Here is a 13,057-nt window from a genome sequence, read left to right on the forward strand (position 1 = left end):
GTCAGGCGCCCGGGCTCGTCGCGTTCGTCGAGTCCGACGTGTTCGACGTGTTCGACGGGGACGTGTCGTCCGAGCCGCGCCGGCGTACGGCCCAGAAGACCGCGCTGCCCGCGACGACCGTGACACCCACGCCGATGACGCCCGCCAGACCCCCGGACAGGCGGGCGTCATCGACATCCTTGACGCCGTAGTCGGCGAGGGGGGAGTCGGCCGCGGCGTGCTCCTCGGCCTTCTCGTCGATGCCGTGGTCGGTGGCGACCTTCTCCAGGCCGTCCGGGTTGGCGGAGGCGTAGAAGCTGACGAATCCGGCCAGCAGCAGGGAGGCGACCAGGCCCGCGGCCCAGACACGGCGGTGCGAGGTGCGGGCGGCCACGGGGGCGGGCTCGGGCTCGGCGTCGGGCGCGTCGACCAGTTCGCCGTTCACCCGCAGCTTGAGCTTCGGGGTGAGGCCCCGGGCGCCGTGGACCAGGTCGGGGCGGACGGCGAGGACCGCGCCGACGGTCAGCGCGGTGATCGCGGCCTCACCGATGCCGATCAGCAGGTGGACGCCGATCATGGCGGTGGCGACCTTGCCGATCGACACGTCGGTGGTGCCGCCGATGGCGTACATGAGCGTGAAGGCCAGCGCGGCGGCCGGGACGGAGACGAGGGCGGCGACGAAGGAGGCCGCGGTGATCGACCGGCGGGAGCGCGGGAGCACCTTCACCAGGCCCCGGAAGAGGGCGTAGGCGACGACCGTCGTGACGATCGCCATGTTGGTGATGTTCACGCCGAGCGCGGTCAGACCGCCGTCAGCGAAGAGCAGCCCCTGCATCAGCAGGACGACGGAGACGCACAGCACCCCTGTGTAGGGGCCCACGAGGATCGCGGCGAGCGCGCCCCCGAGCAGATGGCCGCTGGTCCCGGCCGCCACGGGGAAGTTGAGCATCTGCACCGCGAAGATGAACGCCGCCACGAGGCCGGCCAGCGGGGCGGTGCGCTCGTCGAGTTCGCGCCGCGCGCCGCGCAGGCTCACGGCGACGGCGCCCGCGGCGATCACACCGGTGGCGGCGGACGTGGGGACGTCGATGAATCCGTCAGGTACATGCACGCTTCGATGATGTGGCTTGATGCGAACGGTTTGCAAGAGCGTGACGCTCGTCTTATCTCACCCGTGATATGTCCGGCCCATGAGGGCGCAATACGGAAAATATGCGACATTGGAGAGGAAGTGGACGCACAGTTTCCGCACAGGTAGCCCACGGTGAAGGGGCCGTCCGATGTCCGTAGTCGAGCAGTACGCGCGAGCCCATATCGTCACGGATGAGGCCGTCCCGTTGATCGATGAGCTGGAGGCGGTTCCGGTCACTCTGCGGTACGACCCCGACCGTGACCCCCGTGTGGTGGGCATCAGGCTGCCCGGGCCCGGGGCGCGCGAGTGGACCTTCCGCCGGGAACTCCTGGAGGAGGGGCTGCGGGCCCCCACGGGCAGCGGTGAGGTGCGGGTGTGGCCCTGCGGCCGGGTGCAGGCCGTCGTCGAGTTCCACTCCCCGCAGGGCGTGCTGGTGGTGCAGTTCGAACGGCAGGCGCTGCTGCGGTTCCTGCGGCGGACCTACATGGCCGCCGCGGAACCGGTCATCCACTGACCTTCCGGGTCAGCTCCCCGCCTTCAGCAGCGCCGCCACGATCGGCCCGGCCGTCTCGCCGCCGTGCCCGCCCTGCTGGACCACGCCCGCGGCCGCGAGGTCGCCCCGGTAGGCGGTGAACCAGCCGTTCGGCTTCTTCTGGTTGTCGACCTCGGCCGACCCGGTCTTGGCGCCGACATCGCCGCTCACCCCGGACATCGCCTCCGCGGCCGTGCCGTACGCGGCCGTGTACGACATGAGCTCACGCAGCTGCGACAGCGTGCCCGCCGACATGGTGCGCGAGGCCTTGGCGAGCTTGCGGTCGTCCACGTCCGGGGAGACCAGATACGGCTGGTGGAAGGTGCCGGCCTTGACCGTCGCCGACACCGACGCCATGTTCAGCGGGTTCATCCGGACCCCGCCCTGCCCGATCAGCGAGGCGCCCATCTGGGCCGCCGACTGCACGGGCACGGCGCCGTCGAAGGACGGCACTCCGATGGCCCAGTCGTTCAGCCCCAGGCCGAAGACCTGCTGGGCCTGCTTGGTCAGGTCGTCGTCCTTGAGCTTGGGCGCCTGGCTGATGAAGGCCGTGTTGCAGGAGCGGGCGAAGCTCGCCTTGAACGTGCCGTTCTTGATCTCGAACTTGTCGTCGTTCTGGAACTTCCAGTGCCCGTACGTGAAGTACTTCGGGCACGGGTGCTTCTTGTCCGCCGAGGCCAGGCCCTTGTCCAGCAGCAGCGAGGCGGTGATGACCTTCATCGTGGAGCCGGGCGCGAGGGAGCCCTGGAAGGCGGTGTTGAAGCCGGGCGAGGCGTTGGCGGCGGCCAGGATCTCGCCGGTCGAGGCCCGCATGACGGCCACCGACGACTTGGCCTTCTTCGCGACCTGCTTCTCGGCCGCCGCCTGGAGGGCAGGGTCCAGGGTGGTCTTCACCGTGCCGGGCGTGCCCTTGCTCAGCTCCAGCAGGGTCTTGTCGGAGAGGTCGTCCGACTTGGCGGACTTCCCGCGCACGACCCGCAGCTCGATACCGGCCTTGCCGCCCGCCTCCTTGCCGTACTTCTCGCGCAGGCCGTCCAGGATCGGGCCGAGGGAGGCGTACTTCTGCTTGGTCAGCTCGCCGCCGTCCCGGTCGAGCGCCTTGACCGGGGGCGTGCCCGCCTCGCCGGTGACCAGCTTGTCGCCGTCCTTCAGATCCGGGTGGACGACCGCCGAGTGCCAGTCCACCAGCGGCTTTCCGTCACTGCTGCGGCGCACGACGGTCAGCGCGCTCTCGTACGCCAGCGGCTTCTCGGTGTTCTTGTACGCCACCGTGCCCTTGACGGAGAACGGCACCTTGTCACCGGTGGGCTTGCCCGGGGTGAGGGTGACGTCCTTGATGCGGGCGTCCTTGGTGTAGCCGGTGAGCAGGGCCGTCGCCGCGGCCGCCTCGTCGGTGGCCGCGGCGGCCCGCGGGACCTTGCCGGACTGCCAGGCGGTGAGGAAGGCACGGGCGGTGGTGGTGACCTCGGTGGCCGACAGCGGGCCGGTCTTCACCTCGGGCTTCCCGTCCGATGCCGTCCGGCTCCCGTCGTCGGCGGCCGCGCCGCCGCCGAACAGCGCGTAGGCGCCGAACCCGGCGCCACCGACGACCACGGCGATCACCCCGCCGATCACGGCGGGTCTGGTCTTCCGTCGCTCGGCGACGCGCCTTCTGTTGCCCACTGCTGTCCGTTCCTCCGCGAATCCCCAGGGTCCCCGTTGCCCTCAGCTGTCCCAACGACGCCCACCACCCTAGGGTCCCGTCCTGCCCGGGTGAGTTCAGCCACCCGTTCGTAGCACGGCTGCGACAATCGGACCGGCCGCGTCGCCGCCGTGCCCGCCCTCCTCGGTCATGGCCGCCGCCGCGACATCGCCCCGGAATCCGGTGAACCAGCTGTTGGACTTGGCGTTGCCGTCGACCTCGGCGGAACCGGTCTTGGCGCCGATGTCGCCGCCCAGTCCCCGCATGGCCTCGGCGGCGGTGCCCTGGGTGGCGGTGAGCCGCATCATCTGCTTGAGCTGGGACGCGGTGCTCGCCCGCAGGCCCTCGGCCCGCGCGAGCTGCCGGTCGTCCAGCTCCGGCGAGACCAGGTAGGGCTGGCGGAAGCTGCCGGTGATCGCGGTCGCGGTCACCGACGCCATGTTCAGCGGGCTCATCTGGATCTGGCCCTGCCCGATCGCGCCGGCCGCCCGGTCCGGTCCGTCGACGGCGGGGACCCTGCCGTCGAAGGAGGCGATGCCGGTCTTCCAGTTGTCCTGCCCGAGCCCGAAGCGCCGCTCGGCCTCCTGTGTCAGCGAGGCGTCGGTGAGGGGCTTCTCGTCGATGAGCTTGATGAAGGCGGTGTTGCAGGACCGCATGAAGCTGCCCGCGAGCGTGGCGTCCTCGTCGGGCTTCATGCCGGTGAGGTTCTTGAAGGTCTGCCCCTGCCACACGGCGGTGTCCGGACAGGGCGCCGGGCCGTTCATCGAGGTCACGCCGTTGTCGATGAGCATCGCGGCCGTCATGATCTTCATGGTGGAGCCGGGCGCGGCCTGCCCCGCGAAGGCCGCGTTGAAGCCGTCCTCACGGTTGTTGGCCACCGCCAGGACCTCGCCGCTGCTGGGCTTGACGGCCACCACCGACGACTGGGCGAACCGCTTGACGGCCTTCTCGGCCGCCTCCTGTGCGCTCGGGCTGATGGTCGTCTCGAGCTTGCCGGCCTTGCCCTTGGCGAGGGTGAGCAGCGGGGTGTCGGGAGCGCCGTCGGAGGGGTGCCGGACGACCAACTCGATGCCGGGGGTGCCGCCGGCCTTCTCGCCGTACTTGTCGCGAAGGGCGTCCAGGACCGGGCCGAGGGAGGGGTACTTCTCCTTCGTCAGCACCGAGCCGTCGCGGCCCACGGCCTCGATGGGAGGGGCGGCCGACTGCTCGGTGACGAGGGTGTCCTGCTCCTTCTTCAGCTCGGGGTGCACGACGGACGGCCGCCAGTCGACGAGCGCGCGGCCCGTGGTCACGCCGCGCACGACCTTCAGCTCGCTCCGGTAGCTCAGCGGCTCGGACTTCCCGTCGTAGGCCACCTTCGCCTTCACCGTGAACGGCACGGTGGTGCCCCTGGCCGCCCCCGGCGTGATCTTCACGTCGGTGATGTGCGCGTCGTCGGTGAACGCCGTCAGCAGCCGCTCGGCGGCGGCGTCGTTGTTGGTGTACGACGCTGCCGTCCCGGCCGCCGCCGTCTGCCAGGCCGCGAAGAACTTGGCCGTGGTCTCCTCGACCTCGTCCTTGTCCGGCGGCCCCGACTTCTTCTCCGCGGACACCCCACTGGTCCCGCCGTCGCCGGTCAGCGCGCTCACGATGTTGAAGGCGCCGTACCCGGCCCCACCCACCATCACCGCGAACACGCCGCCTATGACAGCGACCTTGACCCCCTTGGCCATCAGGCCGTCCCCTCCCCGTTGAGCCTCCACACGCTCCTTTGAACGCGTTCAGAAAGCTCGATCCCGGGAGCACTCTAGGGGGAAGCGGTTACCACAGCGACGGGTGTGGCGATTCTTGACCGAAACGTAGGTCAGACCCAGGTATCCAGCCACATCCTGGCCCGCCAGTCGTCTATGGGGATGGCGGTGCCGGTGTACAGGGGCCAGAAATAGATGAAGTTCCAGGCGATCAGCAGGACCAGGACGCCCGCGCCCGTGGCGCCCGCGACGCGGCGGGTGTCGGAGGAGCGGGGTGGGCCGATGATCGCGCCGAGGAGCATCGCCACCGCCAGGCACAGGAAGGGCAGGAAGACGACGGCGTAGAAGAAGAAGATCGTGCGCTCCTGGTACATGAACCAGGGCAGATAGCCGGCCGCGATGCCGCAGGCGATGGCGCCCGCGCGCCAGTCGCGCCGGAACAGCCAGCGCCACAGGACGTAGAGGACCGCGAGGCAGCCCACCCACCACAGCAGCGGAGTGCCGAGGGCGAGCACCTCGCTGGCGCACTTCTCGCCCGCGTCCGACGGGCAGCCGCCCTTGCCGGGCGCCGGGGACTCGTAGAAGTACGACACCGGGCGGCCGAGGACGAGCCAGCTCCACGGGTTGGACTGGTAGGTGTGCGGCGAGGACAGGCCGACGTGGAACTCGTACACCTGGTGCTCGTAGTGCCACAGGCTGCGCAGCCAGTCGGGCAGGAAGGTCCAGCTGCCGCCCTTGCCGCTGGTCGCGGCCCAGTTGCGGTAGTAGCCGCCGGAGCCGTCGGTCGCGGAGAAGATCCAGCCCGTCCAGGCCAGGACGTAGGTGACGACGGCGACCGGGACCGTGGCGAGGAACGCCAGCGGAGTGTCGCGCTTGAGGACCACCGCGTAGGGGTGCCGGGCGCCGGCCACCCGGCGCGAGGCGACGTCCCACAGGACCGCCATCAGGCAGAACGCGGCCAGGATGTAGAGGCCGTTCCACTTCGTGCCGATGGCCAGGCCCAGCATCAGACCCGCCGCCCAGCGCCAGGGGCGCCATCCCAGCCGGGTCGTCTCGGCCGTGTGCCGGTCGGGCCGGACCCGGCCGTCGGCGTCCACCGGCAGCGCCGCGGCCAGTCTCGCGCGGGCCTTGTCACGGTCGACGAGCAGACAGCCGAACGCCGCCAGCACGAAGAACATCAGCACGCCGTCGAGCAGCGCCGTGCGGCTCATCACGAAGTGCAGGCCGTCCACCGCCATCAGCGCGCCCGCCAGACAGCCCAGGAAGGTGGAGCGGAACAGCCGGCGGCCGATCCGGCACAGCATCAGCACGGACAGCGTGCCGAGCAGCGCCGTCATGAAGCGCCAGCCGAAGGGGTCGAAGCCGAACAGCAGCTCGCCGATCCCGATGACGTACTTGCCGACCGGCGGGTGCACGACGTACGCCGCGTCCCCCGGGATCGTGACGTGCCCGCCCGACAGGATCAGATCGTTGGCGTTCTTGTCCCAGTTGACCTCGAAACCGCGGTGGACCAGACCCCACGCGTCCTTGGCGTAGTACGTCTCGTCGAATATCACCGCCTTGGGGTGGCCCAGGTTCCAGAACCGCAGCACGCCCGCCAGCAGCGTGACGAGCAGCGGGCCGATCCACGCCGACCAGCGCACCAGCCGTACCGCCAGGGTGTGCGGGACGCCGAGCGCCGCCCACAGGCGCGGGCTCGGCTCGGTGTACGGCGGCACCAGGCGGTCCCGGACGTCGCGGGCGTCGCTTCTGGCCTGCCCCTGGTAGCCGAAGCGGCGCAGCCGCTGCTGCCAGGACGGCCGCTGCTCGTGGGGCGCCTGGCCCTGCCGGGTGTCCGTGGAGGACGCGGTACTGGTCACCGCGCCATCGTAGGGAACCGTTCTGTGTGAGTCCCGTGCATGGCCGGTATGCGTCCGCATCCTCCGCCCCTGGGAGGATGGTGAGGTGACTGGAATCCTCGTACTCGCAGGTACCCCCATCGGCGACATCGCGGACGCCCCGCCCCGGCTCGCCGACGAATTGGCCGGAGCCGATGTCGTCGCCGCCGAGGACACGCGGCGGCTGCGGCGGCTGACCCAGGCCCTGGGGGTCACGCCCAAGGGGCGGGTCGTGTCCTACTTCGAGGGCAACGAGGCGGCGCGGACGCCCGAGCTGGTCGAGGAGCTGGCGGGCGGGGCGCGGGTGCTGTTGGTCACGGACGCGGGGATGCCGTCGGTGTCGGACCCCGGGTACCGGCTGGTCGCCGCCGCCGTCGAGCAGGACATACGGGTCACCGCCGTGCCCGGGCCCTCCGCCGTGCTCACCGCGCTCGCGCTGTCGGGGCTGCCCGTCGACCGGTTCTGCTTCGAGGGCTTCCTGCCGCGCAAGGCGGGGGAGCGGCTCGGGCGGCTGCGGGAGGTGGCCGGGGAGCGGCGCACCCTCGTCTACTTCGAGGCTCCGCACCGGCTCGACGACACGCTGGCGGCGATGGCCGAGGTGTTCGGCGCGGAGCGCCGGGCCGCGGTGTGCCGGGAGCTGACCAAGACCTACGAGGAGGTCCGGCGGGGCGGGCTGGGGGAGCTGGCCGCCTGGGCCGCCGAGGGGGTGCGCGGGGAGATCACCGTGGTGGTGGAGGGCGCGCCGGCGCCGGGGGCGGAGGATGTCGGGCCCGAGGAGCTGGTGCGGCGGGTCCGGGTGCGGGAGGAGGCGGGGGAGCGGCGCAAGGAGGCGATCGCCGCGGTCGCGGTGGAGGCCGGGGTGCCCAAGCGCGTGGTCTTTGATGCCGTTGTCGCCGCGAAGAACTCCGGGTGACGGTGGTGCGGGACACCCTCTGAGCAGGGCGCATGTCGTTTGAGCGTGCGCCCCATGGGTGGGCAAAGCAGCAAGGGCGCTGGGGCAAGGAACGCCCAAATCGGCGCCAATAGTCGACAGGTCTGGTGCCTTCGGTCCGGCGGAGGAGTCCACTGGGTTGCGGGGACGGAATCGTCCTCACGCCACAGCGGACAACAGGAGCTGGCATGACTGAGATCGCAGGGCGGACCGGGCTCCGCGCCGGTGCGACCGCCGTCGTCAACGAGTCGTACTCCTTCGCCTGCATGCGCTGCGGGCACGGCTGGGAGCAGTCGTACGAGATAGAGCACCACACGGATGCCGCCGGGCACGAGTTCGTCCTCTACGTCGCGGACGGCAAGGTCGTGCCCTCACCCCTGTCCAAGCCCACGTGCCAGAACTGCGACGGGCACGTCGTACGGATCATGCGGGCCGGGCGGGTCGAGTCGGCGCGCAACGCGGCGCGCAGGCCCCGGCGCGTGCCGCCGCCCGGCGGGCCGGCGGAGGCCCCGGCACCGGACGCTGAGGGCAGTGGAGCGGACGGGCCGGAAAAGCCCGAGCACCACCACTGGCATCTGGCCGATCTGCTCCACCCCTTCCAGCGCAAGGCGAGCTGACCCGTCCGGCTCCCCTTGTCCGACGCCCTCCCCGGTCCTCCCCCATCGGGGAGGGCGTACCCCTTTCGTAGGATCGGGGCATGCCTTCGAACGACTCCGGCAAGCACGCCGCGCCCCCGCTCCCGGACCCCCTCCGGGTGCCGGTCGCCGACTCCCACACCCACCTGGACATGCAGTCCGGCACGGTCGAGGAGGCGCTGGCGAAGGCGGCCTCGGTCGGAGTGACGACAGTCGTGCAGGTCGGCTGCGACCTCAAGGGCTCGCGGTGGGCCGCCGACACGGCAGCCGCGTACGACGCCGTCCACGCGACGGTCGCCCTGCATCCCAACGAGGCGCCCCGGATCGTCCACGGCGACCCCGACGGCTGGTCGAGGCAGGGCGCCCGCGAGCCCGGCGGGCAGGCGGCCCTGGACGAGGCGCTCGCCGAGATCGACCGGCTGGCCGCGCTGGAGCAGGTCAAGGGCGTCGGTGAGACGGGCCTCGACTACTTCCGCACCGGGCCCGAGGGCAAGGACGCGCAGGAGCGGTCCTTCCGCGCCCACATCGAGATCGCCAAGCGGCACGGCAAGGCCCTCGTCATCCACGACCGCGAGGCCCACGCCGACGTTCTGCGCGTGCTGAAGGAGGAGGGCGCCCCCGAGCGGACCGTCTTCCACTGCTACTCCGGCGACGCCGAGATGGCGCGGATCTGCGCGAGCGCGGGCTACTTCATGTCCTTCGCCGGCAACGTCACCTTCAAGAACGCCCAGAACCTGAGGGACGCGGTGGCGGTGGCCCCGCCGGAGCTGCTGCTGGTGGAGACCGACGCGCCCTTCCTCACCCCAGCGCCGTACCGCGGGCGGCCCAACGCGCCCTACCTCGTGCCGATCACGGTGCGGGCCATGGCCGAGGTGCGCGGCGTCGACGAGGACACGCTGGCCACCGCACTCGCCGCGAACACGGCACGCGCCTTCGGTTACTGACCGACACCACCGACCTCACCGCACGACTGTGCGTAGTCGCGTCGCTTTGGAGAGTGACGAACGCTCCGCTAGGTTCTGGGGGCCCGATCCGGACCCCTCTGGACCCCCTCCGGCCCCTGGAGCGTGTCGGCGTGAGCAACTCGCAGTACGAGTCGTACGGTCCGGCCTGTGCCGAGCCGGATTACGGCGGTTTCGACGGTGTCCACGAGGACACCTACCGGCCCGCCTATGAGGTGCCGCCGCCCCGGCAGGTCGCCCCGGTGGACGCACCGGCGTCCGTCGTACGCCCGACACGCGCCGAAGCCCGCGCGGAAGCCCGCGCCGCGGCGCGCACCGGCTCGCATCGCCGCTCCGCACGCCGACGCAAGGCGCGCCACGACGAACGCCCGGACGGCTCCATGCGGCGGCTGCTCCCCCAGGCCCTGGTCGTCGCCTTCCTGGCGGGCGGCACCACGGCCTTCGTCGCCAAGGACAAGGCGATCGAGCTGAACGTCGACGGCAAGGCCCGCACCCTGCACACCTTCGCCGATGACGTCACCGAGCTGCTGTCAGAGGAGGGCGTCGAGGTCGGCGCCCACGACGTGGTGGCGCCCGGGCCCGGCACGGAGATCGCCAGCGGCGACGAGGTCGCCGTGCACTACGCCCGTCCCGTGCGGCTCACCCTCGACGGGCACCGGCGCGAGGTGTGGACGACGGCACACACCGTGGCGGGGGCGCTCCGAGAGCTGGGCGTACGGCAGGAGGGCGCGTATCTGTCGACCTCGCGCTCCCGGCAGATCGGCCGCGAGGGGCTCGCGCTGGACGTGCGGACCGAGCGCACGGTCACGGTCATGGCCGACGGCCGGGCCCGCACCGTCCGCACCAACGCGGCGACCGTGCGGGAGGCCGTGGACGAGGCCGGGATCACCCTGCGCGGCCAGGACACCACGTCCGTCCCGCAGGGGAGCTTCCCGCGCGACGGTCAGACCGTCACCGTGCTGCGGATCACCGGCGGCAAGGAGGTCCGCGAGGAGGCGATCCCCTTCCAGACCCGGCGCAGCGAGGATCCGACCCTGTTCCAGGGCACGGAGGTCGTGGAGCGCGCGGGCGAGGCGGGCCTGCGCCGGGTCACGTACGCCCTGCGCACGGTCAACGGCGTCAAGCAGAAGCCGCGCCGGGTCAAGGCCGAGGTGGTGCGCGAGCCGCGCACGCAGGAGGTGAAGGTCGGCACGAAGCCCCGGCCGACGTCCGTAGCGGGCGCCGACCATCTGAACTGGCAGGGCCTCGCGGCCTGCGAGTCCGGCGGCCGCCCCGACGCGGTCGACTCCTCGGGCACCTACGGCGGCCTCTACCAGTTCGACACCCACACCTGGCAGTCCCTCGGCGGCACCGGCCGCCCCCAGGACGCCCCGGCGGCGGAACAGACGTATCGCGCGAAGAAGCTGTATGTGAGGCGGGGGGCCAGTCCTTGGCCGCACTGCGGGGGGCGGCTGCACGGGTAGAGACGGTCGCCCGGCGGCCGCCCGGCGTGGCCGCGTTCGAACCCCCCGTACCCTTGTCCCCGTGACCAGCCCCGCCCCCGACGCCCTCCTCGGCCCCGCCGACATCCGCGAACTCGCGACCGCCCTCGGCGTACGCCCCACCAAGCAACGCGGCCAGAACTTCGTGATCGACGCGAACACCGTCCGCCGTATCGTCCGCACCGCACAGGTGACCCCCGAGGACGTGGTCGTAGAGGTGGGCCCGGGCCTCGGTTCCCTCACCCTCGCGCTGCTGGAGGCCGCCGACCACGTCACGGCCGTCGAGATCGACGACGTCCTCGCCGCCGCGCTGCCCGCGACCATCACGGCCCGTATGCCGGAGCGCGCCGACCGGTTCGCGCTCGTCCACTCCGACGCGATGCACGTCACGGAGCTGCCGGGCCCCGCCCCGACCGCGCTGGTCGCCAACCTGCCCTACAACGTGGCCGTCCCGGTCCTGCTGCACATGCTCGCCACCTTCCCGACCATCGACCGCACCCTCGTCATGGTCCAGTCGGAGGTCGCCGACCGCCTCGCCGCCGACCCCGGCTCGAAGGTGTACGGCGTCCCCTCCGTGAAGGCCAACTGGTACGCCGAGGTCAAGCGGGCCGGTGCCATCGGGCGGAACGTCTTCTGGCCGGCGCCCAACGTCGACAGCGGTCTGGTCGCCCTGGTCCGCCGGACCGAGCCGATCAAGACGACGGCCTCCAAGAAGGAGGTGTTCGCCGTCGTCGACGCGGCGTTCGCCCAGCGCCGCAAGACGCTGCGGGCCGCGCTGGCCGGCTGGGCCGGTTCCGCCGCCGCGGCCGAGGCGGCCCTCGTCGCCGCCGGGGTCTCCCCGCAGGCCCGGGGCGAGTCGCTGACCGTGGAAGAGTTCGCGCGTATCGCCGAGCACAAGGTGAACCAGCACCAGGAGAAGGAGCCCGTGTGAGCGTCACGGTCCGTGTCCCCGCCAAGGTCAACGTCCAGCTGGCGGTGGGCCCAGCCCGCCCCGACGGCTTCCACCCCCTGGCCAACGTCTTCCTCGCCGTCAGCCTGTACGACGAGGTCACCGTGACCCCGGCCGAGGAACTCCGCGTCACCTGCGAGGGCCCGGACGCGGACCTGGTCCCCCTGGACCGTACGAACCTGGCCGCGCGGGCGGCCGAGGCGCTCGCGGCCCGCTACGGCCGCAGCCCCGACGTCCACCTCCACATCGCCAAGGACATCCCCGTCGCCGGCGGCATGGCGGGCGGCAGCGCGGACGGCGCCGCCGCGCTGGTCGCCTGCGACGCGCTGTGGGAGACGGGCGCCTCCCGGGACGAACTGCTCGACATCTGCGCCGAGCTGGGCAGCGACGTGCCGTTCAGCCTGGTCGGCGGGGCCGCCCTCGGCGTCGGGCGGGGCGAACAGCTGACCCCCCTGGAGGTCGGCGGCGCCTTCCACTGGGTGTTCGCGATGGCCGAGCGGGGCCTGTCCACCCCGGCCGTGTTCCGCGAGTTCGACCGGCTCGGCGAGGGCACGGACATCCCCGAGCCCGTCGCCTCCCAGGAACTCCTCGCGGCCCTGGCGAAGGGCGACCCGGACGCGCTCGCCGCGGCCGTCTCCAACGACCTCCAGCCCGCCGCCCTGTCCCTCTACCCGGACCTCGCCGACACCCTCGCCACCGGCCGCGCCGCGGGCGCCCTCGCCGCCCTGGTCTCCGGCTCCGGCCCGACCACCGCGTTCCTCGTCCGCGACCCGGAGTCCGCGGCCGCGGTGGCGCAGGCCCTGGTCTCCTCCGGCACCTGCCGAACCGTCCGAACGGCCTCGGGCCCGACCCCCGGGGCGACGCTCGCCGGGCTCTAATCGCCTGCCCGGGCCGTTCCCGGCCGCTTAAGCTCCCCCGGTTGTCGAAAACGGGGGAGCACACGGCAGTCGATCCGCATCTGTGCCGTGTCCGGGCTGGCGTACCGCGACGATCCGCGCTGCGTGGAGGTCGAGCACAGGATCGGCCCCGTCGATCCGGAGCCGCCGTTCGACGAGAGGCTGATGGACGTGTGGCGCTACCAGCGCCGCCGGGAAGCCGCCGACGGCCGCTGACCGCCCCGGCCGGAGCACCCCCGCGCCCGACTACCCTGGAGGGTCGATCCATCCCC

General features: G+C 72.1%; 12 protein-coding genes. 8 read left to right on the top strand and 4 right to left on the bottom strand.

Annotated elements, in window-relative coordinates:
* Position 1: 1 nt before the first annotated feature.
* Positions 2-1,090, bottom strand: coding sequence for an energy-coupling factor ABC transporter permease (locus KJK29_RS22210; RefSeq protein ID WP_215120896.1), 1,089 nt, complete (start codon positions 1,088-1,090; stop codon positions 2-4).
* 169 nt (positions 1,091-1,259) lie between these two features.
* On the opposite strand from KJK29_RS22210, the gene KJK29_RS22215 reads away from it, so the two are divergent.
* The gene (locus KJK29_RS22215; RefSeq protein ID WP_215120897.1) at positions 1,260-1,625 is read left to right on the top strand and encodes an SsgA family sporulation/cell division regulator; all 366 of its coding nucleotides are present in this window, start codon (positions 1,260-1,262) and stop codon (positions 1,623-1,625) included.
* A gap of 9 nt (positions 1,626-1,634) precedes the next feature.
* Here KJK29_RS22215 and KJK29_RS22220 read toward each other — a convergent pair whose 3' ends face one another.
* The 3 genes from KJK29_RS22220 to KJK29_RS22230 all read right to left on the bottom strand — a co-directional run bounded on the left by KJK29_RS22220 (position 1,635) and on the right by KJK29_RS22230 (position 6,913).
* Positions 1,635-3,305: a penicillin-binding transpeptidase domain-containing protein gene (locus tag KJK29_RS22220; RefSeq protein WP_215120898.1), complete on the bottom strand. Its 1,671-nt coding sequence runs from the start codon at positions 3,303-3,305 to the stop codon at positions 1,635-1,637.
* 96 nt (positions 3,306-3,401) lie between these two features.
* Positions 3,402-5,036 (bottom strand): penicillin-binding transpeptidase domain-containing protein, encoded by a 1,635-nt coding sequence (locus KJK29_RS22225; protein ID WP_215120899.1) that lies wholly within the window; start codon positions 5,034-5,036, stop codon positions 3,402-3,404.
* A gap of 131 nt (positions 5,037-5,167) precedes the next feature.
* Entirely contained in the window at positions 5,168-6,913 is a 1,746-nt protein-coding gene (locus KJK29_RS22230; protein WP_215120900.1) for a dolichyl-phosphate-mannose--protein mannosyltransferase, read from the bottom strand.
* An 85-nt stretch (positions 6,914-6,998) separates the two neighbouring features.
* On the opposite strand from KJK29_RS22230, the gene rsmI reads away from it, so the two are divergent.
* The 7 genes from rsmI (at position 6,999) to KJK29_RS22265 (ending at position 13,001) form a co-directional block, all read left to right on the top strand.
* On the top strand, positions 6,999-7,844 hold the full coding sequence (rsmI, locus tag KJK29_RS22235) for a 16S rRNA (cytidine(1402)-2'-O)-methyltransferase (protein ID WP_215120901.1): 846 nt from the start codon (positions 6,999-7,001) through the stop codon (positions 7,842-7,844).
* Between the two features lie 206 nt (positions 7,845-8,050).
* Positions 8,051-8,479 (top strand): hypothetical protein, encoded by a 429-nt coding sequence (locus KJK29_RS22240; RefSeq protein ID WP_215120902.1) that lies wholly within the window; start codon positions 8,051-8,053, stop codon positions 8,477-8,479.
* An 80-nt stretch (positions 8,480-8,559) separates the two neighbouring features.
* The gene (locus KJK29_RS22245) at positions 8,560-9,441 is read left to right on the top strand and encodes a TatD family hydrolase (RefSeq protein WP_215120903.1); all 882 of its coding nucleotides are present in this window, start codon (positions 8,560-8,562) and stop codon (positions 9,439-9,441) included.
* Between the two features lie 131 nt (positions 9,442-9,572).
* Positions 9,573-10,922 carry a resuscitation-promoting factor gene (locus KJK29_RS22250; RefSeq protein WP_215120904.1) on the top strand — a complete coding sequence of 450 codons (1,350 nt, stop codon included), beginning with the start codon at positions 9,573-9,575 and terminating at the stop codon, positions 10,920-10,922.
* Positions 10,923-10,983: 61 nt separating this feature from the next.
* Positions 10,984-11,871, top strand: a complete 888-nt coding sequence (gene rsmA / locus KJK29_RS22255; protein WP_215120905.1) for a 16S rRNA (adenine(1518)-N(6)/adenine(1519)-N(6))-dimethyltransferase RsmA — start codon at positions 10,984-10,986, stop codon at positions 11,869-11,871.
* On the top strand, positions 11,868-12,767 hold the full coding sequence (locus KJK29_RS22260; protein ID WP_215120906.1) for a 4-(cytidine 5'-diphospho)-2-C-methyl-D-erythritol kinase: 900 nt from the start codon (positions 11,868-11,870) through the stop codon (positions 12,765-12,767). Before rsmA ends, KJK29_RS22260 begins: the two co-directional genes overlap by 4 nt.
* Positions 12,768-12,854: 87 nt before the next feature.
* The gene (locus KJK29_RS22265; RefSeq protein WP_215120907.1) at positions 12,855-13,001 is read left to right on the top strand and encodes a hypothetical protein; all 147 of its coding nucleotides are present in this window, start codon (positions 12,855-12,857) and stop codon (positions 12,999-13,001) included.
* Positions 13,002-13,057: the final 56 nt, after the last annotated feature.

The organism is Streptomyces koelreuteriae (assembly GCF_018604545.1).
Taxonomy (GTDB): Bacteria; Actinomycetota; Actinomycetes; order Streptomycetales; family Streptomycetaceae; genus Streptomyces; species Streptomyces koelreuteriae.